23 protein-coding genes and 4 pseudogenes are annotated in these 25,604 nt (G+C 61.2%); 19 read left to right on the forward strand and 8 right to left on the reverse strand.

The features are described 5' to 3' along the window. The 3 genes and pseudogenes from JKL48_RS04040 to sucD all read right to left on the reverse strand — a co-directional run. A pseudogene (locus JKL48_RS04040) lies at window positions 1–213 on the reverse strand (IS3 family transposase); the annotation flags it as partial. A 274-nt stretch (window positions 214–487) separates the two neighbouring features. Beyond that, window positions 488–656, reverse strand: a pseudogene (locus JKL48_RS23850) (IS3 family transposase); the annotation flags it as partial. 101 nt (window positions 657–757) lie between these two features. Continuing rightward, window positions 758–1,639, reverse strand: a complete 882-nt coding sequence (sucD, locus tag JKL48_RS04050; protein WP_201978891.1) for a succinate--CoA ligase subunit alpha — start codon at window positions 1,637–1,639, stop codon at window positions 758–760. 295 nt (window positions 1,640–1,934) lie between these two features. On the opposite strand from sucD, the pseudogene JKL48_RS04055 reads away from it, so the two are divergent. Together JKL48_RS04055 and JKL48_RS04060 are read left to right on the forward strand one after the other, a co-directional pair. Beyond that, a pseudogene (locus JKL48_RS04055) lies at window positions 1,935–2,909 on the forward strand (PLP-dependent cysteine synthase family protein); the annotation flags it as partial. Between the two features lie 85 nt (window positions 2,910–2,994). Further along, window positions 2,995–3,390, forward strand: coding sequence for a response regulator (locus JKL48_RS04060; RefSeq protein WP_201978895.1), 396 nt, complete (start codon window positions 2,995–2,997; stop codon window positions 3,388–3,390). Between the two features lie 135 nt (window positions 3,391–3,525). On the opposite strand, the gene JKL48_RS04065 is transcribed toward JKL48_RS04060, so the two are convergent. Both JKL48_RS04065 and ade read right to left on the reverse strand, forming a co-directional pair. After that, window positions 3,526–4,020, reverse strand: coding sequence for a hypothetical protein (locus JKL48_RS04065; RefSeq protein WP_201978898.1), 495 nt, complete (start codon window positions 4,018–4,020; stop codon window positions 3,526–3,528). Between the two features lie 185 nt (window positions 4,021–4,205). Further along, window positions 4,206–5,864 carry an adenine deaminase gene (gene ade / locus JKL48_RS04070; protein ID WP_201978900.1) on the reverse strand — a complete coding sequence of 553 codons (1,659 nt, stop codon included), beginning with the start codon at window positions 5,862–5,864 and terminating at the stop codon, window positions 4,206–4,208. Window positions 5,865–6,243: 379 nt separating this feature from the next. Here ade and JKL48_RS04075 point away from each other — a divergent pair, with 379 nt between their 5' ends. The 4 genes from JKL48_RS04075 to JKL48_RS04090 all read left to right on the forward strand — a co-directional run bounded on the left by JKL48_RS04075 (window position 6,244) and on the right by JKL48_RS04090 (window position 9,484). Next, a complete protein-coding gene (locus JKL48_RS04075) occupies window positions 6,244–6,966 on the forward strand; it encodes a hypothetical protein (protein ID WP_201978902.1) in 723 nt (240 codons plus the stop codon). 271 nt (window positions 6,967–7,237) lie between these two features. Beyond that, complete coding sequence (locus tag JKL48_RS04080; protein WP_201978904.1) at window positions 7,238–7,645, forward strand: hypothetical protein; 408 nt, start codon at window positions 7,238–7,240, stop codon at window positions 7,643–7,645. Between the two features lie 31 nt (window positions 7,646–7,676). Next, the gene (cmk, locus tag JKL48_RS04085; RefSeq protein WP_201978906.1) at window positions 7,677–8,369 is read left to right on the forward strand and encodes a (d)CMP kinase; all 693 of its coding nucleotides are present in this window, start codon (window positions 7,677–7,679) and stop codon (window positions 8,367–8,369) included. A gap of 233 nt (window positions 8,370–8,602) precedes the next feature. Continuing rightward, the gene (locus tag JKL48_RS04090) at window positions 8,603–9,484 is read left to right on the forward strand and encodes a 4-hydroxy-3-methylbut-2-enyl diphosphate reductase (RefSeq protein WP_201978919.1); all 882 of its coding nucleotides are present in this window, start codon (window positions 8,603–8,605) and stop codon (window positions 9,482–9,484) included. A 52-nt stretch (window positions 9,485–9,536) separates the two neighbouring features. Here the strand turns inward: JKL48_RS04090 and JKL48_RS04095 are convergent, their stop codons facing one another. Continuing rightward, window positions 9,537–10,070 carry an O-acetyl-ADP-ribose deacetylase gene (locus JKL48_RS04095; RefSeq protein ID WP_201978921.1) on the reverse strand — a complete coding sequence of 178 codons (534 nt, stop codon included), beginning with the start codon at window positions 10,068–10,070 and terminating at the stop codon, window positions 9,537–9,539. Window positions 10,071–10,250: 180 nt separating this feature from the next. Between JKL48_RS04095 and JKL48_RS04100 the strand changes: the two genes are divergently transcribed. From JKL48_RS04100 to JKL48_RS04155, 12 genes are all read left to right on the forward strand, one after another. Then, window positions 10,251–10,559 carry a 2TM domain-containing protein gene (locus JKL48_RS04100; protein WP_201978923.1) on the forward strand — a complete coding sequence of 103 codons (309 nt, stop codon included), beginning with the start codon at window positions 10,251–10,253 and terminating at the stop codon, window positions 10,557–10,559. Between the two features lie 200 nt (window positions 10,560–10,759). After that, window positions 10,760–11,236: an ATP-dependent zinc protease family protein gene (locus tag JKL48_RS04105; protein ID WP_201978926.1), complete on the forward strand. Its 477-nt coding sequence runs from the start codon at window positions 10,760–10,762 to the stop codon at window positions 11,234–11,236. Between the two features lie 117 nt (window positions 11,237–11,353). Then, window positions 11,354–12,307 carry a 30S ribosomal protein S6--L-glutamate ligase gene (gene rimK / locus JKL48_RS04110; RefSeq protein WP_201978929.1) on the forward strand — a complete coding sequence of 318 codons (954 nt, stop codon included), beginning with the start codon at window positions 11,354–11,356 and terminating at the stop codon, window positions 12,305–12,307. A gap of 160 nt (window positions 12,308–12,467) precedes the next feature. Beyond that, window positions 12,468–13,427, forward strand: coding sequence for a succinylglutamate desuccinylase/aspartoacylase family protein (locus JKL48_RS04115; RefSeq protein WP_201978931.1), 960 nt, complete (start codon window positions 12,468–12,470; stop codon window positions 13,425–13,427). A 138-nt stretch (window positions 13,428–13,565) separates the two neighbouring features. Further along, a complete protein-coding gene (locus JKL48_RS04120) occupies window positions 13,566–14,273 on the forward strand; it encodes an OmpH family outer membrane protein (RefSeq protein ID WP_201978933.1) in 708 nt (235 codons plus the stop codon). Window positions 14,274–14,556: 283 nt separating this feature from the next. Continuing rightward, window positions 14,557–16,926: a TonB-dependent receptor gene (locus JKL48_RS04125; RefSeq protein ID WP_201978935.1), complete on the forward strand. Its 2,370-nt coding sequence runs from the start codon at window positions 14,557–14,559 to the stop codon at window positions 16,924–16,926. A 182-nt stretch (window positions 16,927–17,108) separates the two neighbouring features. After that, window positions 17,109–18,098, forward strand: a complete 990-nt coding sequence (locus JKL48_RS04130; protein WP_201978937.1) for a DUF4249 domain-containing protein — start codon at window positions 17,109–17,111, stop codon at window positions 18,096–18,098. A 103-nt stretch (window positions 18,099–18,201) separates the two neighbouring features. Then, window positions 18,202–18,495, forward strand: a complete 294-nt coding sequence (locus JKL48_RS04135; RefSeq protein WP_236668613.1) for a hypothetical protein — start codon at window positions 18,202–18,204, stop codon at window positions 18,493–18,495. A gap of 297 nt (window positions 18,496–18,792) precedes the next feature. Then, complete coding sequence (locus JKL48_RS04140; protein WP_201978939.1) at window positions 18,793–19,419, forward strand: hypothetical protein; 627 nt, start codon at window positions 18,793–18,795, stop codon at window positions 19,417–19,419. A gap of 24 nt (window positions 19,420–19,443) precedes the next feature. After that, window positions 19,444–19,815, forward strand: a complete 372-nt coding sequence (locus JKL48_RS04145) for a cupin domain-containing protein (RefSeq protein ID WP_201978941.1) — start codon at window positions 19,444–19,446, stop codon at window positions 19,813–19,815. Between the two features lie 267 nt (window positions 19,816–20,082). Then, entirely contained in the window at window positions 20,083–21,213 is a 1,131-nt protein-coding gene (locus JKL48_RS04150; protein WP_236668614.1) for a TlpA disulfide reductase family protein, read from the forward strand. 190 nt (window positions 21,214–21,403) lie between these two features. After that, complete coding sequence (locus tag JKL48_RS04155; RefSeq protein WP_201978944.1) at window positions 21,404–22,534, forward strand: porin; 1,131 nt, start codon at window positions 21,404–21,406, stop codon at window positions 22,532–22,534. Window positions 22,535–22,756: 222 nt separating this feature from the next. Here JKL48_RS04155 and JKL48_RS23710 read toward each other — a convergent pair. Together JKL48_RS23710 and JKL48_RS04165 are read right to left on the reverse strand one after the other, a co-directional pair. Then, window positions 22,757–22,891, reverse strand: a pseudogene (locus tag JKL48_RS23710) (DoxX family protein); the annotation flags it as partial. A gap of 211 nt (window positions 22,892–23,102) precedes the next feature. Next, complete coding sequence (locus tag JKL48_RS04165) at window positions 23,103–23,552, reverse strand: hypothetical protein (RefSeq protein WP_201978947.1); 450 nt, start codon at window positions 23,550–23,552, stop codon at window positions 23,103–23,105. Between the two features lie 602 nt (window positions 23,553–24,154). Between JKL48_RS04165 and JKL48_RS04170 the strand changes: the two genes are divergently transcribed. Continuing rightward, window positions 24,155–25,396, forward strand: a complete 1,242-nt coding sequence (locus JKL48_RS04170) for a serpin family protein (RefSeq protein WP_201978948.1) — start codon at window positions 24,155–24,157, stop codon at window positions 25,394–25,396. The last annotated feature ends 208 nt before the right edge of the window (window positions 25,397–25,604 follow it).

Genomic DNA, 25,604 nt, shown 5'->3' on the forward strand with positions numbered 1-25,604 from the left:
GAGGGCATCGCGCCCGCAGGCCACGCCCTGCGCCCGTAGGCGCGGAGCGATTTTGTGCAGCAGTTTGCGCGTGCCCAGGCGCGGGAGCAACGCCCGTTCGGCCCGCACCTCGACCAGCACCTGCTCGGATTGGCTGGCTTGCCGGGCCTGGCGCTGACGGCGCTGATAGAGGCCCTGGCGCGAAACACCAACATGCTGACAGGCGCGCTGCACACTCATTTTTTGGGCGGCTTTGCGGCGGGAAACGGCCGCCGGAAAGACTTTTTTGGCAGCGGGATGCCGTGGTCCTCCTCCACCACTTGCAGCATCGTGCGCAGGAGCAGGTTCAAGTCCTGGGCGTCTTTCAATGCTTTGGCGGCCACGCGCTGTTGCTCGCGTAGCTCGGTTTCCAGCTGTTTGATGCGTTGCTCTGGGGGCTGCGCCACGGTCAAGGGCTGGCCGGGGGATGCGTGCCCGGCCGCTTTAAAGGCAGCAAAGTGGGTGGCATACTTGCGACACCAGACCAGCACCGTGCTGCGGCCCTGGATGCCGTAGCGCCGTTGCGCCTGTTTTTTGCTCAACTCGCCGCGGGCCACCTCGCCTACTACGGCTAATTTAAAGGCCAGGCTGTAATCGCGCTGGCTGCGTCTAACTCGTTTTTCTTCGGGCTCTTGCATGACAACTTTGGGAAAAGTGTCAACACATAACCGGACGAGACACTATTCATAAAAAAAGCCCTGGTTCACACCAGGGCTTTTTTTGTACGGTGATGCGAAGCCTAGTTGCCGCTCAGCACGCGCAGCATGGTGTCGCCAATCTCGGCGGGCGAATCCACCACGTGGATGCCGCACTCGCGCATGATGGCCATTTTGGCGGCGGCCGTGTCGTCGGCGCCGCCTACGATGGCACCGGCGTGGCCCATGCGGCGGCCGGGAGGCGCCGTCTGGCCGGCGATGAAGCCTACTACGGGCTTCTTGTTGCCGGTTTCTTTAATCCAACGGGCAGCTTCGGCTTCCATGCCGCCGCCGATTTCGCCAATCATCACGATGCCTTCGGTTTCGGGGTCGTTCATCAGCAATTCCACGGCCTGCTTGGTGGTGGTGCCGATGATGGGGTCGCCGCCGATGCCGATGGCCGTGGTCTGGCCCAGGCCGGCTTTGGTGAGCTGGTCAACGGCTTCGTAGGTCAGCGTGCCCGATTTCGAGACGATGCCAATTTTGCCTTTCGTGAAGATGAAGCCGGGCATGATGCCCACTTTGCACTCGCCGGCGGTCATCACGCCGGGGCAGTTCGGGCCAATCATCGTGATGCCCTGCCGGTCTTTCAGGTAGTGCTTCACGGCAATCATGTCCTTGGTCGGGATGCCTTCGGTGATGGTGATAATCACCTTGATGCCGGCATCGGCCGCTTCCATAATGGCGTCGGCGGCGAAAGCCGGGGGCACGAAAATGATGCTGGTGTCGGCGCCGGCCTTTTCTACTGCTTCGGCCACGGTGTTGAATACGGGACGGCCGAGGTGCTCGGAGCCGCCTTTGCCGGGCGTCACGCCGCCCACCACGTTGGTGCCGTAGTCCATCATCTGCTGGGCGTGGAACGAGCCCTCGGAGCCGGTGAAGCCCTGCACGATAACCTTGGAATTTTTATTGACCAGAACGCTCATTCGGAGGTGTTTTTGGGATGTTGATGAAGTAGGTGGGAGAGCCCGGGTGGGCAGCGGTTCTGCAAAAGTAGGGCATTTTGGGGCTAGGGCAAGACCAGTAATTATCAGCTGGAACCGGTTTGTCATCCTGAGCGCAGCGAAGGACCTTACCACGCCTGCATTATAGCGAATTACCGCCAACCGTTCATCGGTGATAAGGTCCTTCGCTGCGCTCAGGATGACAGGCGTTGCCCGCCCCCCGGCGCCGAAATTCCTACCTTTGCTGCCTCACCCAAAATCCCACCACCCCATTTTCATGTATTTCAACCACGTCATCGAGGCCGTTGGCCATACCCCCCTTGTCAAGCTCAACAGCGTCGCGGCCGGCATCAAAGGCACCGTGCTGGCCAAAGTGGAGTATTTCAATCCCGGCAACTCGGTGAAGGACCGCATGGCCATTCGCATGGTAGAAGATGCCGAAAAGGCCGGCCTGCTCAAGCCGGGCGGCACCATCATCGAAGGCACCAGCGGCAACACCGGCATGGGCCTGGCCCTGGCCGCCATTGCCAAAGGCTACAAAACCATCTTCGTGATGAGCGACAAGCAGAGCAAGGAAAAGCAGGACATCCTGCGGGCCGTCGGTGCCCAGGTGGTGGTCTGCCCCGTTGATGTGGCGCCCGAAGACCCCCGCAGCTACTACTCCGTGGCCCGCCGCCTCAACGCGGAAACGCCCAACTCCTTCTATCCGAACCAGTACGACAACCTCTCGAACACCGCCGCTCACTACGACCACACCGGCCCCGAAATCTGGAACGGCACCGACCACAAAATCACGCACTGGGCGGCCGGCGTGGGCACGGGCGGCACCATCTGCGGCGTAAGCAAGTACCTGAAGGAGCAAAACCCGGCCATTGTCACGGTGGGGCTCGATACCTACGGCTCGGTATTCAAGAAATACAAGGAGACGGGCATCTTCGATGAAAACGAAATTTATCCCTACAAGACCGAAGGCATCGGCGAAGACATTCTGCCCAAAAATGTGGACTTCGATGTCATCGACCTCTTCATCAAAGTGGCCGACCAGGACGCGGCCGTGATGACGCGCCGCCTGGCCAAGGAAGAGGGCCTGTTTGTGGGCTGGAGCTGCGGCTCGGCCGTTTTTGGCGCATTGGAATACGCCCGCGAGCACTTGAAAGAAGACGATACCATGGTCATTTTGCTGCCCGACCACGGCACGCGCTACCTTGGCAAAATCTATAACGACGACTGGATGCGCGCCCAGGGCTGGCTATAAAAAGCTGGACCATTGCCGCATCGAATCGGCTTCGTTATCTTCGTGAAAACTAGAAATAAATATTTATCTGATGTCCGCGAATTTGAATCACATTGTACTCGTTGACGACAACGAAACCACGAGTTTCCTCAACAACCGGTTGCTGGGCCGCTTGGCCGTGGCCAACCATGTGAGCACCTTCTCACGGGCCGACGAGGCGTTTGAGCAGCTGTGGGGCGACCAGCCCGACCGGCAGGCCGCCGCGCCCGACCTGGTGTTTGTGGACCTGAAAATGCCCGGCGTGTCCGGTTTCGAGTTTCTGGAACTGTACAATGCCCTGCCCCAGCCCGTACAGGACAAAACGGTGATGGCCGTGCTCACCACCTCCATGCACGGCGCCGACACCGCCCGCGTGGCCCAATACCCCAACGTGGAGTACCTCACCAAGCCCCTGACCGAGGAAAAGATGCGCAAGCTGCTGGAAAAACGCTTCCAGTAGCGAGCACCGCTGTGAAATAATAGAACGTCATGCTGAGCTTGTCGAAGCATCTCTACCGCAATAGTAAATAATTACTTGCGCGGGAGAGATGCTTCGACAAGCTCAGCATGACGTTCTTAATTTTAATCTTATCAATCACAGCTTGTCCAACTGTCGGAAAATGCCGGTTTTTTTCTTCTTGACGAAAATATAGCGCACGGAGAATGCGGTCGGAAACCGGTTCCAGTCGGCCGAGCCGTATTCGATGGTGGGTTTGAAGTCGACGGCGATGACGAAGGGTAGGAAGGCGATTTTATATTCGGCCCCGACAATGCCATCGAAGCCCCAGAAGTCGCCGTCGTCACGGTTGCGGCCGTAGTGGCCGCCCGCACCAAAATAGTAGTTGAGGCTGGGGCCCAGAATGCCGAAGTGGCGCTCGGCCAGCACGGTGGCGCTACGCTCGCGCGGGGCCAGCATGGCCAGACCTTCGAAGGTGGCTTTAGGCAAAAAGACCTGCTGAATGGTGAGGCCGTAGTTATTGCCGTCGCTGCGAATGCCGGCGGCGGTGCGGTATTTCTGAGCGGCGGCAGGGCGCGCATTCAGCAACAGGAGTGCTCCGCACAGGAGGCGGAGCGGCAAGGGGAACTTCATGGCAAACAAGACAGACGTAGGGTACGACCCCGTTCCCTACGCAGAAACAAGGCCAGAAATTGCCTCATTGGCTCAAAAAGCAGCTTGCGGCTTTAGGCAAGCGGTTTGGAAAGTTTCAAGAACGTCATGCTTCGCTCCGCCTCTGCATGACGGGCCAGTATGCGTGAGCGGCTGTCAAACCAGCCCTACACCACCGCATCCACAAAGGCAAATTGCTGGCCGTCGAACAGGCCCTTGTCGCTGAGCTTGAGGCTGGGAATAACCAGCAGCGCCATGAATGAAAGCGTCATGAATGGCGCGCCGAGGGGCGAGCCCAACTGCTTGGCCAGCGCATCGACGGCAGCGTAGGCCGCCGCTACCTCGGTTCCGGGCTGGTCCGACATGAGGCCGGCCACGGGCAGCGGCACCAGAATTTCCTGGCCATCGGGGCCCACGGCGGCCAGCCCGCCTTTGGCGGCAATCACCAGATTAATGGCGCGGGCCAGGCTTTCGTCGTCGCAGCCCACGGCCGTGATGTTGTGCGAATCGTGTCCCACGCTGCTGGCCAACGCGCCCTGCTTCAGGCCAAAACCGCGAATGAACGCCAGGGCCGGCGCCGCTTGCGGCTGGTAGCGGTTGACGACGGCCAGCTTGAGCACGTCCTGGCTCAGATTCGGCAGCACCATTCCGTTTTCAACGGTGGCTGGCACATCCACACGGGCCGTGATGAGCTGGCCATCGAAGCATTCGATGACGCGCAGGGTAGGGGCCGGGCCGGGCGCTGGCAGCTGGAAATCGGCCGCCTGCACGGGCAGGGCGTGGAAGTTGTTGACTACCGAAATGGGCACGGCCGGCAGCAGCGACTTCCCATTTTCAGCCACCAGTTCGCCGTTGAGGTAGGTTTGAAGGACTTCGAAATCGCGCAGGTCCTTCACCACGATGAAGTCGGCGGGGTCGCCTTCCGCCAATAGGCCCACGGGCAGATTGTAGTGCTTCACGGGGTTCACGCAGGCCACGCGCAGCACCTGAAATAGGTCGTGGCCGCGGGCCACGGCGCGCTGCACCAGCTGGTTGATGTGGCCCAGCACCAGGGTATCGGGGTGCTTGTCATCGGAGCAGAACATGAGGTGCGAATAGTGCTCCGGCATCAGCTCAATGAGAGCATCGAAGTTGCGGGCGGCCGAGCCTTCGCGGATAAGCACCTTCATGCCTACGGCCAGCTTGTCGCGGGCTTCATCGGCGGTGAAGCACTCGTGGTCGGTGCTGATGCCGGCGCTGGCGTAGTGGGCCGCGTCGTTGGCGCGCAGGCCGGGGGCGTGGCCGTCCACGGGGCGGCCGGCGGCCTGGGCAATGGCAATTTTGGCCATCACGTCGGCGTCGCGGTGGAGCACGCCGGGCCAATTCATCATCTCGGCCAAGTAACCAATTTTGGGGTTCTCGAACAGCTTGGCGATGTCGGCCGCCGATATTTCGGCCCCGGCGGTTTCAAACGGCGTGGCCGGCACGCAGCTGGGTGCCCCGAAGCAGAACTTGAAAGGGGAATGGCTGGCGTTTTCCAGCATAAATTCGACCCCCGCCACGCCCAGCACGTTGCCGATTTCGTGCGGGTCGCTCACGGTGGCCACCGTGCCGTGCGTCACGGCCAGGCGGGCAAACTCGGTGGGCACCAGCAGCGAGCTTTCGACGTGCACATGCGCATCCACGAAGCCGGGCAGCACGTAGGGCAGCGCCGGGTCGGGCGTGCCATCCTCATCGGTGGGAGCAATGCCGGCAATGCGCCCGCCTTCGACCGAAATAATAGCGGGCTGGATGGAACGGGCAAAAACGTCAACAACGTTGGCGATGAGCGAGAAATCGGCGGACATAAGCGGTGCGGAATGAAAATTGCAAGGCGGCCCGGTGCCGGCTTTGCGCAGGCAAAGAACCTTATATTTGACAAAAAACCAGTTCCCGGTGAAAAAGAACCTTGTCCTGCTTCTGCTTGTGTTGCCGTTGTTGCTGGCAGAGAGCGGCTGCGCCCGCCGTACGGCGCAGCAGAAAAAAACCGCGTGGTACCGCCACCACAGCGGCGGGAAGTCGGTGCCCTGCCCCTGCGGGCACTAGCAGCTGCTAGGCCGGGAGCAGGCTCTGGCCACCTTCATCGGGGTAGCTGCTACCTTGGATGCTTGCCAACCGGATAATTTTTGCTTGGTAGAATTATAAAATCAGTATCATTGCGGGCCTTATCCACCACGGCTGCCCGTCATGCACTTTTCTACCACCTCACCGGCTATGGGCCGGCCTGCTTCCCGCTGGTTTTCCCTTATTCTATTGGCACTGGTGCTGCTGAGCCAAGCGGCAGCTGCCCAGGAGCACAAGCAGCCTACGCTGTATCCCGGCCGGGTGCACCTGACCGACGGCAGCGTGCGAGCGGGGCAACTACAGCTCGTTGATTGTGACCAGGTGGACGTCACAGGAACTGACGGGGTGGCGCATTCTTACTCGCCCGACGAGGTGAGCAGCTTCGTGATGGGCATCGATTCATTCACGGTGCTGCGCGATTTCTATATCACCCTCACTCGTGATGCCGAGCATTACAACAAGAGCTTCATGCGGGTGTGCGCGGCCGGTGCCGGAGTGGAACTGTACGAGTTCCGGGGCTCCATGACGCGCAATCAGAACGGTGGCAGCAACGTGGGCGCAGTGGTGGCCAGCTCTGCGCTGCGGGTGGCCAGCGGCGGCATCACGCCCATGATGCTGGGCGGGCGGCCGGAAAAAATAGTGATGACGACGGCCTGGCTGCTGCGCCGCGACGGCAACCCGCGCTGGCTGACCCTGCCCACCGGCGCCCGCAACCTGCGCGAAGTCATTGAGCCCATAGTGGCCGATGATAAAGAATTGGTGGTGCAGTGGCCCATCCGCCCGGTTGATGTGCCCGCGGTGCTGAGCCAGTACGTGGCCCACAAAACTTCTAAAGGCAAGCTGTGAGCTTACTCGCCGAGCAGCGGTGACGAAACGGCTGCTCTGACGGATGAATAATAAGCAAAAAGCTCTGAAATAACGCCTGACTACCCAAAAGGTAGCGCTTACTTAGCTGTGATGCAAGCCACGGTGCTACTTACCTTGCAGCAGCTTGCGCGAGCATAATGACCCAATGCCGGCAAGGTTGGTGCAATGACGCCCGTTGCTGGTGCGTTAATTTGTCGGCTGGTTGGCAGCAGGTACGGCTGCCCATTCTATTGTAATTCTGCTATCATTTATGCCCGACGACACCGGTCCCTCGCCCCTCGAATCCATTGCCCTGGCCGCCGAGCAAGTGCGGCAGCAGCTGAAGCTGAAAGCCTTTGACGCCGAAGCCGTGGCGCACCTCGATAACTTTATTCTGGCCCAGCGCGGCCAACTGGGAGCGGCCGAGCGGCCGGGCGTTGTCATGGCGCTGGGCTGCTTTCTGGGGGAGTGCCTGGTGCGGGTGTACCGGGGCGAGTGGGGTACCGGCAAGGACGGCACGACCGGCGTTGGGCTGGCCAACCGATTTTTTTTTAATCCCTTTCATTTGGTCGATGCGCAACTGAATGAGGGAGAAAGCGCGTCGGTAGCGGCTTTTTTTGCCTCGGTTCCGCAGCGCTTGAAGACGCCACCTGCGGCGCGTAAGGGTTGGATTTCGTAATCTTGCGGGGCCAATGGCCGCCCGCGTCGTTATGAAACAACTCGTTATCGCCATTGACGGCTACTCCTCGTGTGGCAAAAGCACCACGGCCAAGGCTGTGGCCAACCTGCTCCACTACGCCTACGTCGACACCGGCGCCATGTACCGCGCCGTGACGCTGTACCTGCTTGAAAACCACATTGCCTTCGACGACCTGTCCCGCATCGAGCAGGCCTTGCAGGAAATCAACATCTCCTTCCGCCGCAACCCCCGCACGGGCCGCAATGAACTGTTCCTCAACGGTGTGAATCGCGAGGACGATATTCGGCAGATGCGCATATCCAATGCCGTGAGCGAGGTGTCCATCATCCCGATGGTGCGGCACGCCATGGTGGCGCAGCAGCAGCAGATGGGCCGCAAGCGCGGCGTGGTGATGGACGGCCGCGACATCGGCACCACGGTTTTTCCGGATGCGGAAGTCAAGATTTTTATGACGGCCGAAATCGTGCTGCGCGCCCGGCGGCGGCAGGAAGAGCTGGCTCAGAAAGGCGAGATAGTGGCTCTGGACGACATCGTGGAAAACCTAAGCAAGCGCGACTACCTCGACTCGACCCGCGCCGAAAGCCCGCTGCGCCGCGCCCCCGACGCCGTATTGCTCGACACCACGCACATCACCATCACCGAACAGGTCGATTTTGTGCTCGATAGAGTGTCGTCGGCGCTGTTTGCGGCGGGCTGGGACTAGGACTTCAGAACGGGTAAGGGCCGTCCTGCTGAGCGCCGCCGAAGCATCTCGCGTGGGGTAGTAACTCAATTGTTGCAACGAAGCGAGCGAGATGCCTCGGCTGCGCTCGGCAGGACGGTCTTTTAGATTGTCTGCCTGACGTTCTATCTTCCGGCCAATGCGGCGCAACGCTCGGTCGCCGTACCTTTGCGCCCGGCGAATTCTTCGCCCCCGCGTGGTGTTAGTCCTAGAGCATGAAGGTCACGATTGATAAAAATTCCGGCTACTGCTTCGGCGTAGAATTCGCCATTCAAATGGCCGAAGATGAGTTGGCGCACGAAGAAAACCTGTATTGCCTGGGCGATATTGTGCACAACAGCATGGAAGTGGAGCGCCTGCACAAGCTGGGCCTGCGCATCATCGACCGCGACCAGCTTAGCCAATTGCACGATTGCAAAGTGCTCATTCGGGCCCACGGCGAACCGCCCGAAACCTACCAGCTGGCCCTGCAAAACAACCTGGAGCTGATTGACGCCAGCTGCCCGGTGGTGCTCAAGCTGCAAAACCGGGTGAAGCACGCCTTCGACCTAAGCCAGCGCCAGGACGGCCAGATTGTGATTTATGGCCAACCTGGCCACGCCGAAGTGGCCGGCCTCACGGGCCAGACGGGCAACCGCGCCATCATTGTGATGAACGAGGCCGACCTCGACCAGATTGATTTTGCCCGCCCCGTCACGCTCTTCAGCCAGACCACCAAAAGCACCGCCGGCTTCTACAAGATGAAGGCCTTGATGGAAGCCCGCATTGCCGCCGCTGGCGGCGACTTGCAGAGCTTTGATGCCAACGACAGCATTTGCCGGCAAGTGAGCAACCGCGAGCCCGCCCTGGCTCGGTTCGCCACCGAGCACGACGTGGTGCTTTTTGTGAGTGGCCGCAAAAGCTCGAACGGCAAAGCCCTTTTTTCGGTGGTCAACGCCGTGAACCCGCGCAGCTACTTCATCGAGAACGAAACCGAAATCGAAGAAGAATGGCTGGTTGATGCCAATACCGTGGGCATCTGCGGGGCCACCAGCACCCCGCTGTGGCTCATGCAACAGGTAGCCGAGCGGGTAGAGGGCGTGGGCGAGCTGGCGTGATGGAATTTTTTGCGTCTGTCTTCCGCTACGCTCAGGATGACAGACGCAATAGTTAGCCAGCCAATTCCTGCTCATATAGCCGGCGGTTTTCCTCGTCAAACACCACAAAAACCACCCTTTGGGGCCAGTCGTGTACCGCCAGCCACTGCCGCACTTCGTGCACGGCAACGGCGGCGGCTTCCGGTTTGGGGTAGCCATAAATGCCGGTGCTGATGCCGGGGAAGGCGACGCTTTCTAGTTGTCGCTCCTCGGCCAGGCGCAGGCTATTACGGTAGCAGTTGGCCAGTAACTCCGGTTCGCCTTTGCGACCGCCGTTCCAGACCGGGCCTACGGTGTGGATGACGTGGGCAGCGGGCAGTCGCCCGCCCGTTGTGATGACAGCTTCCCCGGTTTTGCAGCCGCCCTGCCGGGCCCGGATGGCGCGGCACTCTTCCAGAATGGCCGGGCCCCCGGCCCGGTGAATGGCGCCATCGACCCCACCGCCGCCCAGCAGGCTGGAATTGGCCGCGTTGACGATGGCTGAAACCGACTGGCGGGTGATGTCGCCTTGCACCAGCTGAATGCGATTTGAGAAGAGAGAAGCCATGGATAGCGGGAAAGTAGATGTAATGCATCGCCCGCGAAAGCGATTCAGGGATTACGCTTCGGTAGTAGCATTTGATGCCTCGGAATCGCACTTCGACGCTTCGGCAACGGGAAGTGGCGGAGCGCTGCCTCAAACGGCTATCTTTCATCATCAATCCCAATCAACCTCACCTTCAAGCTCATGGAACCACTGCAACGCGACCCCTACCTATGGCAAAAGGCCAAAGCCCGTGCTAAATTTCAAGCGCACCTCGTCACGTACTTGGTGGTGAATGCCGGCCTGTGGGTGATATGGGCCCTGACCGACCATCGCCACGAAGGCGAGGTACCGTGGCCGCTGTGGGCCACGGCCTTCTGGGGCTTTGGCCTGCTGATGCGCGGCATTGCGGCCTACGGCGGCATGAGCCGTGAGCAACGCACCCAGCGCGAATACGAGCGGCTGGTGCGCGAAGAAGGCACGGGGGCCGACCCGCTGGACCGCTACCGCTAAGCCGCGTGCTCCCGGCCTGGGCGGCGCACAGCCGCGCGTGGGGCCCGCCTCAGGCGTCGTGCCCAACGCCGGAAATGCATTCCACCACAGAAGTAATCCAGCCGTTTGGGTTTACTATTGCGGGTAGGATGCTTTTCCGGCGTTGGGCACGACGCTTTTTTTGGTGCGGGCAGCAGTCCGGTCAGTACCCCGCAATTTGCATGAACCGTTCCCTCAAACGTATGCTCGGCCGCCGCGAGCTGGTCGATTTTCCTGCCTTCGCGCTGGGCGGTGTGGAGGCCAAAGTAGACACAGGCGCCTACACCAGCGCCATTCACTGCACCAACATCCACATCGAAACCGAGGGCCAGCCGCGCCCCGTGCTGGTGGTGAACCTGCTCGACCCCGGCCACGAAGGCGCCGATGGCCGCCCGCTGACCTTTACCCAGTTTGAGCTGCGCGACATCCGCTCTTCCAACGGCGAAGTGCAGGAGCGCTACGTCATCCGGACGGTGGTGCAGCTCTACGGCGAAGAGTTTGAGGTCGACTTTTCGCTTTCCGACCGCTCCGACATGAAATATCCCGTACTGCTGGGCCGCAGCCTGTTGCGCCAGGGACGCTTTGTGGTCGATGTGGCCAAACGCAACCTTTCGTACAAATCCCTAGCCCGCGCCGCGGCCCGCCGCACCAAGTCATGACTAGTTTTGTGCCGGAAAACAGAACGTCATGCAGCGCGCAGCGAAGCATGACGTTCTTGTATTCGCTGCCATCCCTCTTCCTCCCCAACTCCCCGCTTCACCCACCACCCCACCACGATGAAACTGGCCATTCTCTCGCGTGAGCCGAAATCTTATTCCACCCAGCGCCTGGTGGAGGCCGCTGCCGCGCAGGGCCACGAAGCGGTGGTCATCGACCACCTGCAGTGCAACATTGTGCTCGAAAAGGGCAAGCCCGGCATTATTTACCAAGGCGAACGGCTCGAAGGCTTCGACGCCATCATTCCGCGCATCGGGGCCTCGGTCACGTTCTACGGCACGGCCGTGGTGCGGCAGTTTGAGATGATGAAGGTGCGCACCGCCGTCGACAGCCAGGCCATTGTGCGCTCGCGCGACAAGCTCCGCTCGATGCAGATTCTGAGCCGCGCGGGCGTGGGCATGCCCAAAACGGCCTTCACCAACTACTCCGAAGACGTGCCCGCCATGATAAACCAGGTGGGCGGCGCGCCGGTCATCATCAAGCTGCTGGAAGGCACCCAGGGCCTGGGCGTGGTGTTGGCCGAGTCGGCCAAGGCCGCGCAGTCGGTGATTGAGGCCTTTCACAACCTCAAGGCGCGCATCATCGTGCAGGAATTCATTGCCGAAAGCAAAGGGGCTGATTTACGGGCTTTTGTGGTGGACGGCGAAGTGGTGGGCGCCATGAAGCGCCAGGGCAAGGAGGGCGAGTTCCGCTCGAACCTGCACCGGGGGGGCGTGGGCACGCTCGTGAAGCTCACCCGAGCCGAAAAAGCCGCCGCCCTGCTGGCTACCAAGGCCCTCGGCCTGGGCATTGCCGGCGTCGACATGCTGCAAAGCAAGCGCGGCCCGCTGGTACTCGAAGTCAACTCCTCGCCCGGCCTGGAGGGCATCGAGAAAGCCACCCAGAAAGACATTGCCAGCCGCATTATTGACTATACCACCGCCCTGGTAGGCCGGAAAAAAGCCAAACCCAAAGCCAAAAAAGGCGCCGGAGAAGCCGTAGACGCGCAATCGGACGTGCCGAAGGGCAAGTAAGGCAGAAAGGGAGGAGCGGACGGTGAGGTGCGTCATGCAGAGCGCAGCGAAGCATCCTTACCGCGAAACGCAATTCAATTGATTGGTTTACTACTGCGGTAAAGATGCTTCGTTGCGCTCTGCATGACGTGCTTGTAGTTGTTTATTCATTTCATCCTCTATGCCCAATCCCGCCGCCCCATTTCACCTCAACGGCCTCGCCATTCAGCCCGGCGAGCAGGTGCTGACGCGGCTGGTGATTTCGAAGCTGCCCTCGGGCACGGTGATTGACGTGCCGGTGCACGTGCTGCGGGCCGTGGCGCCCGGCCCCACGCTGCTGCTGATGGGCGGCATGCACGGCGACGAGGTGAACGGCATCGAAACCATTCGGCGGCTTGTGCGGCGCGAGCTGCTGACGCCGCTGCGGGGCACGGTCATCGCCATTCCCATTCTCAATATTTACGGATTCCTGAATTTTAGCCGCGACGTGCCCGACGGCAAGGACGTGAACCGCTCGTTTCCGGGGTTTCCGCGGGGCTCGCTGGCCGGGCGGGTAGCGCACCGCTTCATGCGCGAAATCATGCCCCTGATTGACTACGGCATTGACTTTCACACGGGCGGCGCGGCGCGGGCCAACTACCCGCAGGTGCGCTGCCTGCTGGGCATCGACCCGGAGGTAGATGCCCTGGCCGCCGCCTTCGGGGCGCCGTTTACGCTGCACGCGGGCCTGCGCGGCGGCTCGCTGCGCGAGGCGGCCCATGAGCTGGGCAAGCGCATCATCGTGTACGAAACCGGCGAAAGCCTGCGGCTGGACGAAAACGGCATTGAAGAAGCCGTGGCGGGAACGCTGCGGGTGCTGCACCACCTGGGCATGGGCCCCGAAGCGCCCGCGCCGGCCCGGCCGGGCATCATCTGCCGGCGGCACACGTGGCTGCGGGCGCGGTTTGCGGGCCTGTTTCGCGCGCATGTCGAGAACGGGCAGTTTATCGAGAAAGGCCAGATTTACGGCTCCATCGCCGACCCGTATGGCGCGCAGTCGGTGCGACTGGAGTCGCCCCTGAGCGGCTATGTGATTGGGCTGAACTACATGCCCGTGGTGAACCAGGGCGACGCCCTGCTGCACATTGCCGTGCCCGTGTAGAGACGCCTGCGGCTTAATGAGGAATGAGGAATGAGGAATTTTGAGCCTAGAAGCCCAATTTCCAATTCTTCATACCTCATTCTCCATTCCTCATTAAGCCCCGCGTTACTTTTGTTGTTTCCTCATTAGTTGTTTTCAATGAAAAACCCTCTTCAGCTTACCATCAACATTGTGCTGGCGCTGGCCGTGGCCGGTTTGTATTTCCTGCATTTCAACCACAAGCCGGTGGCCCCGGCGATTGCCACCGATAAAAATACCGCCGTACTGGCCTCGCCCGAGCCCGCCGCCGACACCACTGCCCCGGCTGCCCCGGCTACTGAAACCGCTGATTCCGAGCCGGCTGCCGTAGCGGCTGCCGCGCCCGTGCAGGACCTGACCGGCGATTTTTCGGGCAAGCTGGCCTACGTGGAGTCGGGCAAGATGCTGGACGGCTACCAGGGCATGAAAGACGCCCGCCGAGCCTTTGAGGGCAAGGCGCGCGGCTGGGAAAAACAGAACCAGAGCATGGTAGCCAGCTTCAAAGCGGCCGTGGAGGCTTACCAGAAGCAGGCGCCCACCCTCACCGCCGAGCAGCGCGCTGCTTCCGAGCAAAAACTCCAGGAGCAGCAGCAGCAGGTGGGCCAGCAGCAGCAAATGCTGCAAGCCCAGGCCCAGCAGGAGGAAGCCAAACTCACCCAAACCGTGCTCGAAAGCGTGAACAAAAAGGTGGAAGCCTACGGCAAAGCCCACGGCTACAAGCTGATACTGATTGCCGCGCCCAGCGGCACCATTGCCTACGGCGAGAAAAACCTCGACATCACCACGCCCGTGCTGGCGTATCTGAACGCCGCCTACCGGAAGAAGTAGGGACGGGTTAATACGGATTTAAGCACGTCATGCTGAGCGCAGCCGAAGCATCTCGCGTGTAGTAGTAACTCAATCGATTGGTTTACTGCCGCATGCGAGATGCTTCGACTGCGCTCAGCATGACGTTCTTTTTTGCCAATTCTGCAAAGGCAAAGCAACCCCGGCACTCAAATTTTGCTCTTCACCCAAAACTCACTCTGCCAAATAAAAACGCCGGCTTGCCGTTTGGCCGCTGCGTTGGCTCACGCGGGGCCGGTTCCTTGCCACACCTTTTTGCATCTGCATGAAGACACTTTTTCGCCTTGCCACGCTAAGCGCAGCTTCGCTGCTGGGAGCCGCTACCACGGCCCAAGCACAACAAGCTAACCGATTTACCATCAGTGGCTACGTGCGCGATGGCGCTACCGGCGAAAGCCTGCCCGGCGTGGCCGTGGTGCACCCAGCCAGCGGCCAGGGCACCTCCACCAACACCTACGGCTTCTACTCGCTCACGCTGCCGGCCAGCGCCGATTCGGTCCGGCTGCTGGTGTCGGCGCTGGGCTACGAGCGGCAGTTGCTGGCGCAGAAATCCGGCCACAGCTTCACCCACGACTTCCGCCTGAAAACCGCTACCGCCGAGCTGGCCGCGGTGGAAGTGGTGGGCAGCAAAGAGGAGAAAGCGACCGAAAGCACGCGCATGGGCACCATCAACGTGCCGGTGGCCCAGATAAAGCTGCTGCCCGCGCTGTTTGGCGAAACCGATGTGCTGAAGGTGCTGCAGCTGCTGCCCGGCGTGCAGGCCGGCGGCGAGGGCAGCAGCGGCCTGTACGTGCGCGGCGGCTCGCCCGACCAAAACCTGCTGCTGCTCGACGGCACGCCCATCTACAACGCCTCGCATTTGTTCGGCTTCTTTTCGGTGTTTAATGCCGACGCCATCAAGAACGTGGAGCTGATTAAGGGCGGGTTTCCAGCCCGGTACGGCGGGCGGCTGTCGTCGGTGGTCGACATTACCATGAAGGAGGGCAACATGAAAAAGCTGCACGGCGAGGGCGCCATCGGCCTCATTGCCTCGCGTTTCACGCTGGAGGGCCCGATTAAGAAGGACACGGCCTCGTTCATCTTCTCGGCCCGGCGCACCTACATCGATATTCTGGCCCGGCCCCTCATCAAGGCCAACGCCGACGGGCTGGTGGCCGGCTACTATTTCTACGACCTCAACGGCAAGCTGAACTGGAAGCTGAGCGCGCGCGACCGCCTGTACCTGAGCGGCTACACGGGCTACGACGAGTTTTACGCCAACGACGAGCGCACCACCGACAACGGCAACTACTACAAGCAGCAGAACAGCCTGGGCTGGGGAAACCGCACCGCCGCCCTGCGCTGGAACCACGTGGTGAACGACCGGCTGTTTATGAACACCCACCTCACCTACACGCGCTACCAGTTCGATGTGGGCATCACGCAGGAGGACAAGTACAAGGACAGCAACGGCCAGCAGCGCGACGATAAATATTCGCTGGGCTACCTGTCCAATATTCAGGATATCAGCCTGAAGTCGGACTTCGACTACGTGCCCAACCCCAACCACTACATTCGATTTGGCGGGCAGCTTATCCGGCACCAGTTCCGGCCCGGTGCGCTGCAAACCGAAGGCAGCACCGACCCCGCCCTGAACAAAACCACCGGCCGCCGCATCCAGGCCAGCGAAGGCAGCCTCTACGCCGAGGACGACGTGAAACTGAACGACCGCCTGAAGGTGAACGTGGGCCTGCGCCTGAATATTTTCTTGGTTGATGGCAAGCGCTATCCGAGCGTGGAGCCGCGCGTGTCGGGCCGTTTCCTGCTCACCGAGGAGTGGGCGCTGAAGGCATCGTACGCCCGCACCACGCAGTATATTCATTTGCTCACCAACAGCGGCATTGGCCTGCCCACCGACCTGTGGGTGCCCGCCACGGCCAACACGCTGCCCCAGAAAGCCCAGCAGTTCAGCGTGGGGGCGGCCCGCAACCTGCGCTTCGGCGGCGAGGATTTTGAGCTGAGCCTGGAAACCTACTACAAGCCCATGCAAAACCTGATTGAGTTCAAGGAAGGGGCTGACTTTGTGGGCACGACCGACGACAACTACGAGGCCAAAATCACGAGCGGGCAGGGCTGGGCCTACGGCGCCGAGCTGTTTTTGCAAAAGAAAAGCGGCAAAACCACCGGCTGGATTGGCTACACCCTGGCCTGGAACAACCGCCGCTTCCCGGAGCTGAACCAGGGCCTGCTCTACCCTTATAAGTACGACCGTCGGCACGATTTCAAGCTGGTGGTCATCCACGAATTCAGCCCCACGCTCACGCTCTCGGGCACCTTCGTGTACGGTACCGGCAATGCCGTGACCCTCTCGCAGGGGCGCTACTCGCTGGGGCCTTACAGCTCGCCCTTCGAGGACTACGGCACCCGTAACAGCTACCGCATGGCCGCCTACCACCGCCTCGACCTCGACCTGAGCCACACCAAGAAAAAGCGCTGGGGCGAAGTGGTGAACAGCTTCAGCGTGTACAACGCCTACAACCGCAAAAACCCTTATTTCATGTACGTAGGCCGCGGGGCCGGCACCGACCAGTTGAGCTACCGCCAGGTGTCGCTGTTTCCCATTCTGCCCTCGTTTAGCAAAACGTTCCGGTTTTAAGCCCGTCATGCTGAGCGCAGTCGAAGCATCTCGCTTGTGGTAGTAATCCAGTCGGCTGCAACGAAGCGGTAGAAATGCTTCGACAAGCTCAGCATGACAGACGATTAATTGAGTAAATGCACGCGAGATGCTTCGACTGCGCTCAGCATGACGTTCTACTCTGCTTTCCTCTCCCAGTCCCCATGAAAACCCAGTCTCTCTCCGTTCTGCTTTCCGCTGCCGTGGCTCTGGCTGGCTGCGAAACCACCGTGGACCTGCCCGAGCCGCCGCACACGCCCCGCGTGGCGCTGCTCTACAACCTGACCACCGCGCCGCTGGATTCGTCGTTCAACGAGCTGTTCCAGTTGCGTCAGCTCTACGTCAGCAACAGCCAGCGCGTGTTTGATACCAGCGAGCTGAAGGGCCGCCCCGATGCCACCGTGGAGCTGCGCAATGCCGCCGGCACCGTGGTGGAGCGCTACCGGTCGGTTTCCAGCGTGGGCCAGTACGGCTATTCGGGATACGCCGGCTACTACCGGCCAGTGCTGGGCTTCCGGCCGCAGGTGGGGCAGGCCTACACCCTGCGCGCCACCCTGCCGGGCCTCGAAACCGCCGAAAGCACTCTCACCCTGCCGGCCCCGGCCGTGGTGGAAAGCGGCACCTACGTGCCCAAAACCAGCCAGAACCCCAGCGCTGGCCAGTACCAGGGCCGGCTGACGGTGGTGCTGCGCGACGACCCCAATGCCGCCAATTACTACCTGGCTTTTGCCCGCGTGCTCGACCAGCAGGGGCAGCCCGGCGGCTGGTCGCCGGTGAACGTGGACTACGACAGCCAGGGCAATGCCGTGGGCGTGGGGCAGTTCTTGCTATCGAGCCCCCAGCAGCAGTACAGCATCTACCCCTTTGCCGACACCGACGTGAACGGCCAGCGCATTTCCCTCACCACCGACGTGCGTTTTTATAGCCAATGCTACCCTGGTAGTGGCCAGCCCTGCCCGCAACCGGGCTACCTCGAAGTGTATGTGAGCAGCATCACCAAGGACGCGTACAACTTTTACCTCTCGCGCCGCCGCTACTACGACAGCAACGGCAACCCCTTTGCCGAGCCCGCGCCGCTGGCTTCCAACGTGAAGCCCGGCTACGGCCTGTTTGGCGGCGCCACCGACGTGACGTACCGCGTCCGAATTCCGTAGCTGAACCATTAAACTGGGTGGTATCGTTTACGTCTAAAATCCGTAAATTGTCTTCGTAAGACGTCCTCTCATCATTAAGTAGCGCGCTTCGGCGCGAATTATTATGCGGACCAAATCCATTTTTCTTGCGTTAGGCGTGTGCCTGCTGCTCCTGGGCAGCCACGCAGCCAGTGCCCAGGTTTCCGTCACCATTGGCGGAGGCTACTACCCGCCCTATTACGGCCCCCGCTACTACCCGCCCCGCCCGCCTGTGGTGTATGCCGTGCCGCCGCCCGTGATGGTTGCGCCTGCGCCTGCGCCTTACTACTACGCGCCACGTCCGGTGTATTACGCTCCCCGGCCCATCTATGGCTACCGGGGCGGCTACCGCGGCCGTGGCTACGGCCGGCGCTGGTAAGCGCTGGAGTTGATTGACAAAAAGCCCTGTTGCCTTGGTAGCAGGGCTTTTTTGTGACTGATGGATAGTCAAAGAATCCATGTGCCTCAAGTTTCGAAGTAGCGGCAAAGTGTCGACATAGGAATTGGCCGAAATGCCGCCTTGCGGCTCTGGTGGTTTCCTTGTTGCCGGCTTGCATTACTCAGAGCGAGCCCGGAGTCTGTAAAGACTGGAATTGCCAACGACACGGGCCCCAACACGAAGCTGAGCGATTTTGCTTAATCTTACAGCCGCAAACCTTTACCGCATATTAATCGAATGAGAACCTCTTTTCTGGTTTTGGGGGCGGCCCTGCTGCTAACCGGTTGCAACCAGACAGCGCCCGTCACGTCGGCCCCCGCCACCACGCCGGCACCCGACGCTGCCGCCACTCCCGCCGCTGCGCAGCAGGCCGATTCGGCCGTGGCAGCCGCTACCGCGCCGTCCGCCGACGGCACGGCCGCTGCACCCCAGCCCGCTGCGCCCACGCCGGCCGCGTCGGGCTTACAAGAGGCCGAAACGGTGAAGGCCTCTTTTAGCTTCAAGCCGGCACCCAATTCCGACGACCCGGCGCACCCACGCACCAGCGCCCACCTCGTGCTGCAAGGCAGCAAGCCGCTCGATGTCGACCTAGGCAAGTTTGCCGGCAAGCCCGACGTGGTAGATGCCGCCAAAGCCAAGGCCGCCAACTTCCCGGCCGGCATGCTCATGGGCTTCCGCAGCTACTCGGCAGCCACCGGCACCAGCCAGGACCTGGCCGTGCTAAGCGTGGACGGGCACCGCCTGCGCATTGTGCAGCGCCGGGTAGAGGAAACTGCGCCCGAAGCCGGTCCTTTCGAAACGGCCCGTGAAATTCCCCTGCCCGGCAACACCCGGGTAGTGGCTGCCCCGCCGGCCAAAAAATAGGCAGAAAAATGCGTAGGTTAGGGCATGGAAAATTCCTCTCTCCTTGGCCCGATGAAGGGCGCCACGCACCGCGAAGTCGGGGGCGTGCACGTTGATGTAGTGCCGACCGGCAACGCCCGCGTCAAGCGCATAGTGTACCCAACGGGTTTCCGCTGGTCAAAGAACCTGAAAGACATCGTGGGTACGCCGCTCTGCATGCACGCCCACGTGGGCTTTCTGGCCAGCGGCCAGATTAACATTCAGTACGCCGACGGCGCCATCGAAGAGTTTGTGGCCCCGCAGGCCGTGGCCATCGCGCCCGGCCACGACGGTTGGGTGGTGGGCAATGAACCGGCTGTTCTGATTGAATTTGATTTCGAAGGCGAAACCGTGGAACGGCTGGGGCTGCGCCGCTAGCTGCCGGTAGAAGCAATGACGTATTTTCTGCACCAACCGCATCAACAGGCAAGCCGCTGGCCAGCTGGCCAGCGGCTTGCCTGTTGATGCGGTACCGGACGATTCCGGAATGCGACCTGTAACGCCGGCGGCACCCACCGTTCAACAAAAAACGGAATTTGGCTTAGCCGGGCATACCAGCTGGCAGGAGCGGAGCGTTGGTGGGGGAAGGTCGTCGTTTCAGCGGCCTGTTTATTTCCATTCCTTTCCACAGTTAATTCCCACTTCATGAAAAAGCACCTACTGGCCGCGCTGCTGGCTTTGCCGTGCCTGGCGCAGGCCCAAACGCCGTTCACCTACACCATTAAGGGCAAGCTCGGCAGCCTGAATGCGCCGGCCAAGCTCTACCTGGTGCGCGGCATGAACATCGCCGATTCGGCGACCCTAAAAAATGGCGCGTTTGAGCTGAAAGGCAACGCCGACGCACCCACCACCGCCGACCTGGTGTTTCGGCGCAAAGGACGGCTGGTTAGCTTATATGGGCCCATGGGCGACCGCGCCCGCATTTTTCTGGAGCCCGGCACCCTGGTCCTGACCAGCCCCGATTCGCTGGCGCACGCCACCTTCAGGGGCGGCCCGGCCATGGCCGATTACCTGCGGCTGCAGGCCTCGGTGAAACCGGTTGCCGATAAAATGAAAGCATTTGGGGACGAAGCACAGAAAGCCACCGAGCAGCAGCGCAAAGACCCGGCCTTCGGCCAGCGCATGCGAACCCAGTACGAGGCGTTCAACAAGCAGTACGCCAGCGGCTACTACGCCTTTATCAAGGCCAACCCCACGTCCTGGGCCAGCCTGGATGCCCTAACGGACATGCGCATGCTGGACCTGCCCCAGTACGCCACCGTGGCTCCGCTTTACGAGGCCCTGAGCCCCACCCTGAAAAGCAGCCCCCAGGGCCGCGAATACGGTGAATTGGTGCGGGGCCTGAAGGAAACCGCCGTGGGCCAGCCGGCCCCGGCCTTCAGCCAGACCACGCCCGAGGGCAAGACCGTGACCCTGGCCGACTACCGGGGCAAGTACGTGCTGGTCGATTTCTGGGCCAGCTGGTGCGGCCCCTGCCGGGCCGAGAATCCGGCCGTGACGAAGGTATACAACGAGTTCAAAGGCCGCAATTTTGACATCCTGGGCGTGTCGCTCGACGAAGAAGCTGGCCGTACGAAGTGGTTGAAAGCCATTGAGGACGACCGACTGGCCTGGACCCAGGTTTCGGACCTGAGGGGCTGGCAAAACGAGGCCGCCCAGCGCTACCATGTGCGCGCCATTCCGCAGAATTTTCTGGTGGACCCCACGGGCAAAATCGTGGCTGCCAACCTGCGCGGGGAAGAATTGAAAACCACACTGGCGCAGTTCATTAAATAGCGGTTTCGCTGGCCGCCCAGCCTGGGCCTAGAGCAGAAAACCGAGTTGTTCTGACCCACGCACCGGGCCGGAGCAACTCGGTTTTCGGTGTTGGCAGGCAGCGGTTTGGCGCAAAGCCAGTTGGCGGTGGCTTTGTTTACTGTGCGAGCGGTGTGCCGGAAAGCAGCTTCTTTTGCACAAATATTTACTGATGAAACATGTTGCTTTTCTGTTGCTGAGTGCGCTGCCGGTAGCTGCCCTGGCGCAAACCACGCCCACCACCGAACCAAATCCGGTGGTGCCAACGGCCGGTGCGCCGGCTGCGCCACTCACTCCCAATCCGCTGACTACCTACGGTTTTGTGGATGGCTACTACGGCTACGATTTCAAGTACGACAACGGCAACAACCGCCAGTTCTTCCTGTATTCGCACGGCCGCCAAAACGAATTTGCCATCAATCAGGCCCTCTTTGGCGCACGCTATGACGACGGCAAGGTGCGCGGGGCATTGGGCCTGCACGCCGGCACCTACGTGAGTGCCAACTACGCCAACGAGGACCCCGTGCTGCAGCACGTTTACGAGGCGTATGCAGGCTTCCGGCCCTTTGCCAAGGCGTGGCTGGACATGGGCATTTTTGGCTCGCACATCGGGTTCGAGTCGGCCATTTCGAAGGAAAACTGGACGCTGACCCGCTCCGTCATGGCCGAGAATTCGCCGTATTACGAGTCCGGCGCCCGGTTTACCTACGAAGTCGGCCCCAAGCTGACGCTGACCGGGCTGGTACTCAACGGCTGGCAAAACATCCGCGAAACCAACCAAGCCAAAGCCCTCGGCACCCAAATTCAGTGGAAGCCCACGGCCAGTGTTGTTATCAACAGCAGCACGTTCTACGGCAATGAGCAGCCCCTGGGGCAACCAGTCCGGCGGCGTTATTTCCACAACTTCTACCTCACCTATGCGGCGGCGGAGCGCGTGAATCTGGCGCTGGTGTTTGACGTGGGCAAGCAGCAAAGTGCCACCTCCGAGAGGTACGATACCTGGCACGCAGCGGCAGCTTTTCTCAAATACCGGCTGGCCGAAAAGTTTTCCACCACCCTGCGCGGCGAGTACTACTTTGCCGAGCGCGGCGTGCTGATTCAACGCATTGCACCGGCCGCAGCCGATGCCAACTTCCGCGTAGCCGGAGGCTCGCTCAACCTGGATTATGCCCCGGCCAGCAACGTGCTGTTTCGGGTAGAAGGCCGGTACCTGAACGGCATCAACGGCGTTTTTGCGCGCCCCGACAACGCGGCCAACCAAAGCTACGGCAACCTGACCACCAGCATTGCGCTGTCGTTTTAGCGCGGCTGAACGCAGCCGAGGCGTCTTGTTTAAGCCGGCGCTACGCCCGCCCCGCCATTTCCTGCAGGGGCCAGGTGTTGCCGTCGGGGTCTTTAAAACCGGCATCGCAATGCCGGGCATGCCCTCGCCCAGCGCAATGGAACAGCCCGAGCCGGGCGGTGTGGGCTGCATCGCGCGCACCGCGGCGTTGGGCAGCACGTCGTTGTGCTGGAGCAGCGCCAGCGCGCCCAGGATTTTGGCCGCACCCGTGATGTGCAGGATGGATGCCGGGTAGCCCGGCTGGCGCATGGCCGCGACGCTGTTTTGCTCGTGCAGCAGGCCCGCGACGCCATCGGCCAGCATCATTGGGCAAAACAGTGTGGCGAGGCTCCAGTAGAGACGGCCGGTGGTGCGGGGCGCTCGCGGAGGTCATGCTTCGACAAGCTCAGTATGACCTCCTTTCGGCTTATTTCCTACTTAATCCGACGCGTTTCGGCCCCCGCTGGTGCAGTACTGGGTACTGCGCCAGCGGGGGCCGAAGCGCGTGGCGTGGTGCCTGGTCGCGGGCACCGACGTCCTTGAAGGGGGCTTAGCGCCCTGCGGAGGCCACGATTGCGGGGGTAGCCGGGGCCAGTTCACGTACCGAAATGGTGGTGGCCGCCTTGGCTTGCACCTGCACAGTGTAGCGGTAGCGCTCATGTCCTACGCGCAGCACCACGGCATACTGCCCGGCTGGCACCCCATCGAAGTTCAGTTTGGTGCCGTAGGAGGGCTTGCGGTTCACTTCGTTCAGCAGGCAGGCGTATTTGTCCAGGCAAATAACCTGCACGTGCATCCGCTCTTGTTGGGGGTTTTCAACGGTCAGGGCCAAGCTTTGCGCGTCAGCCTTGGCCTTCACGGAAGGAGCGTCCTGGGCCAGGGCCGAGCCCGCGCTACCCAGCACGGCCAGCCCGCCGAGCAGCATGGTCCGCAGGGCGGAGGTGGAGGAAGTAGCAGCGGTCAACAGCTGCGCGGAGCGGAGGGAGAGGGAAGTGTTCATGGGTGCAGAAAAAAGGTGTGGTGAAAAAAGTGATGTGATGAGCTATAGTACTGGGCGACCAACAGTACAAATGTATGATAGGTACTTTGTAAAGCAAGGTACTGTTTCAATTAATGTGCCCGACATATGTTTTCTTGTCCATTAGTGGTTGATTATCAGGGAGAAAATTTTCAGGAAAAAGCTATCGAAAATTTACTTTGTTCTGATTTGGCTGGCCAATTGGCTGAATTCAGGGCAACGAAGCTTGCGAAGAAGAAACCGGTAGCCTGGAGCGAGTGCATCGAAAAGCGGGAACTGCCAGAAAGATGCACCAGGCGCGTGCCGGGTTGCCTGGGTGGCTTTCTGATGTGGATACCGCCGATGAAACCGAACGTTACACGCCGGAAAAACTTTTTTTGCAGCGTGGACGTGCGGCCCCGGCCGGAGCCACTTAGGGCAGGGCAGGGTAGGGGCCACGAGCCGCGGATGAAAGCGAAAAACCGCTATGCTTCTCAGGCTGCCAGCGTAGCGCGGCCCACCCGGTGCAACCGTTCGGCCCCGCTCCCGGTCAGGCCCGCAGACAGTCCCGGCTTCTGCTCATCCACTTAGTTCCCTCCCGTTCCATGACAACCTTTACAGCTAAACCTGCTGCGTTGCGCCTGCTGGCCGGCGCCCTGCTAGTCACGGCCTGCCAAAAGCACGACGTGGCCCTTCCCGACCCCGTAGCCGCGCCCACCCGTTCGCTAACCGATGCGGAGCGCAACACCGTGGGCAGCTCCAACGACTTCGCGTTTCGGGCATTTGGCACGCTGCGCACGGCCGCGCCAACCGAAAACCTGTGCATCTCGCCGTTGAGCATTTCGGCGGCCCTCACCATGGCCTACAACGGCGCCGATGGCAGCACCAAAGCCGCCATGAAGCAAACCTTGGGCTTCCAGCCGCTCACCGATGCTCAAATCAACCAGTCCTACCAAAGCTTGTTTGCCTTGCTGCGCGGACTCGACCCGCAGGTGACGTTTACCACGGGCAATTCCGTGTGGTACGGGCAGCAGTACCGGCTGCAGGCGCCGTTTGTGCAGGCCAACCAGCAGTATTTCGGCGCCACGGTGCAGCCGGTAAATTTTGGCCTGACCACCACCAAAGACGTTATCAACGACTGGGTGAATACCCAAACCCGCGGCAAAATTCCAACCATCATCGACGGCACCGATGCCAGTGACGTGATGTACCTGATAAATGCCCTGTACTTTAAGGGCACCTGGACCTACCGCTTCAACCCGCAGAACACGCGCCCCGGCCCGTTTTACCGGGAAAATGGCACCACGGCCACCAAGGATTTCATGAGCCTGACCACCGGCCGCTACCGGCGCTACGCCGATGCCCAGCAGCAAGTCATCGACCTGCCCTACGGCAACCGCCGCTACAGCATGACCTTCGTGGTGCCCCAGGGCCAGAACACCCTGGCCGGCGTGGCCAGCCGCCTCACCCGCGCGCAACTCGACGCCTGGTTGGCGGCCACCGACTCGACGGGCATCACTCTGCAGCTGCCCAAATTCCGCGTTGAATACAAAAAAGAGCTCAGCGGCTTGCTGACACAACTGGGAATGGGCGAGGCTTTCTCGAGCCAGGCCAACTTTAGCCGCATGCTAACGGGTGGCCCTTCTGACCTGTCCATCAGCCAGGTGCTGCACAAAACCTACCTGGATGTGAACGAAGAGGGCACCGAAGCCGCCGCCGTGACGGCCGTGGGCGTTGTGAACACCAGCGTAGCCCCCATCACGCTGGTGAACCGGCCGTTCCTGTTTCTTATTCGGGAAAAGTCGTCGGGCACCATCCTGTTCATTGGGCAGATGACGAATCCGTAGCCCAGGGCGTTGCGGCGAATACCGCTACTGCTGCACCGGTGCTGCTTGCATGCGGGTTTCGTGGCCGACGCGTACGTTGCAAGTACTGGCCGGGTCGGTGAGTTCGTGCCAGCCGTCGCCGAGGGCCAGGACATGCCCGGATTCCGGGAGGTCATCAATACACCGGCAGTGGCACCGATGCGGCACAACGCGACTGGCTTGGCGCCTC

Source organism: Hymenobacter rubidus, assembly GCF_016734815.1.
Taxonomy (GTDB): domain Bacteria; phylum Bacteroidota; class Bacteroidia; order Cytophagales; family Hymenobacteraceae; genus Hymenobacter; species Hymenobacter rubidus.

Excerpts from the sequence above, each read along its gene's own strand:
- rimK (WP_201978929.1), top strand. The coding sequence starts at position 11,354 with ATGAAACTGGCCATTCTCTCGCGTGAGCCGAAATCTTATTCCACCCAG.
- JKL48_RS04120 (WP_201978933.1), top strand. The coding sequence starts at position 13,566 with ATGAAAAACCCTCTTCAGCTTACCATCAACATTGTGCTGGCGCTGGCC.
- JKL48_RS04170 (WP_201978948.1), top strand. The coding sequence starts at position 24,155 with ATGACAACCTTTACAGCTAAACCTGCTGCGTTGCGCCTGCTGGCCGGC.
- JKL48_RS04145 (WP_201978941.1), top strand. The coding sequence starts at position 19,444 with ATGGAAAATTCCTCTCTCCTTGGCCCGATGAAGGGCGCCACGCACCGC.
- JKL48_RS04130 (WP_201978937.1), top strand. The coding sequence starts at position 17,109 with ATGAAAACCCAGTCTCTCTCCGTTCTGCTTTCCGCTGCCGTGGCTCTG.
- JKL48_RS04140 (WP_201978939.1), top strand. The coding sequence starts at position 18,793 with ATGAGAACCTCTTTTCTGGTTTTGGGGGCGGCCCTGCTGCTAACCGGT.
- JKL48_RS04125 (WP_201978935.1), top strand. The coding sequence starts at position 14,557 with ATGAAGACACTTTTTCGCCTTGCCACGCTAAGCGCAGCTTCGCTGCTG.
- JKL48_RS04150 (WP_236668614.1), top strand. The coding sequence starts at position 20,083 with ATGAAAAAGCACCTACTGGCCGCGCTGCTGGCTTTGCCGTGCCTGGCG.
- JKL48_RS04165 (WP_201978947.1), bottom strand. The coding sequence starts at position 23,552 with ATGAACACTTCCCTCTCCCTCCGCTCCGCGCAGCTGTTGACCGCTGCT.
- JKL48_RS04115 (WP_201978931.1), top strand. The coding sequence starts at position 12,468 with ATGCCCAATCCCGCCGCCCCATTTCACCTCAACGGCCTCGCCATTCAG.
- JKL48_RS04095 (WP_201978921.1), bottom strand. The coding sequence starts at position 10,070 with ATGGCTTCTCTCTTCTCAAATCGCATTCAGCTGGTGCAAGGCGACATC.
- sucD (WP_201978891.1), bottom strand. The coding sequence starts at position 1,639 with ATGAGCGTTCTGGTCAATAAAAATTCCAAGGTTATCGTGCAGGGCTTC.
- JKL48_RS04075 (WP_201978902.1), top strand. The coding sequence starts at position 6,244 with ATGCACTTTTCTACCACCTCACCGGCTATGGGCCGGCCTGCTTCCCGC.
- JKL48_RS04065 (WP_201978898.1), bottom strand. The coding sequence starts at position 4,020 with ATGAAGTTCCCCTTGCCGCTCCGCCTCCTGTGCGGAGCACTCCTGTTG.
- JKL48_RS04090 (WP_201978919.1), top strand. The coding sequence starts at position 8,603 with ATGAAGGTCACGATTGATAAAAATTCCGGCTACTGCTTCGGCGTAGAA.
- JKL48_RS04100 (WP_201978923.1), top strand. The coding sequence starts at position 10,251 with ATGGAACCACTGCAACGCGACCCCTACCTATGGCAAAAGGCCAAAGCC.
- ade (WP_201978900.1), bottom strand. The coding sequence starts at position 5,864 with ATGTCCGCCGATTTCTCGCTCATCGCCAACGTTGTTGACGTTTTTGCC.
- cmk (WP_201978906.1), top strand. The coding sequence starts at position 7,677 with ATGAAACAACTCGTTATCGCCATTGACGGCTACTCCTCGTGTGGCAAA.
- JKL48_RS04080 (WP_201978904.1), top strand. The coding sequence starts at position 7,238 with ATGCCCGACGACACCGGTCCCTCGCCCCTCGAATCCATTGCCCTGGCC.
- JKL48_RS04105 (WP_201978926.1), top strand. The coding sequence starts at position 10,760 with ATGAACCGTTCCCTCAAACGTATGCTCGGCCGCCGCGAGCTGGTCGAT.
- JKL48_RS04155 (WP_201978944.1), top strand. The coding sequence starts at position 21,404 with ATGAAACATGTTGCTTTTCTGTTGCTGAGTGCGCTGCCGGTAGCTGCC.
- JKL48_RS04135 (WP_236668613.1), top strand. The coding sequence starts at position 18,202 with ATGCGGACCAAATCCATTTTTCTTGCGTTAGGCGTGTGCCTGCTGCTC.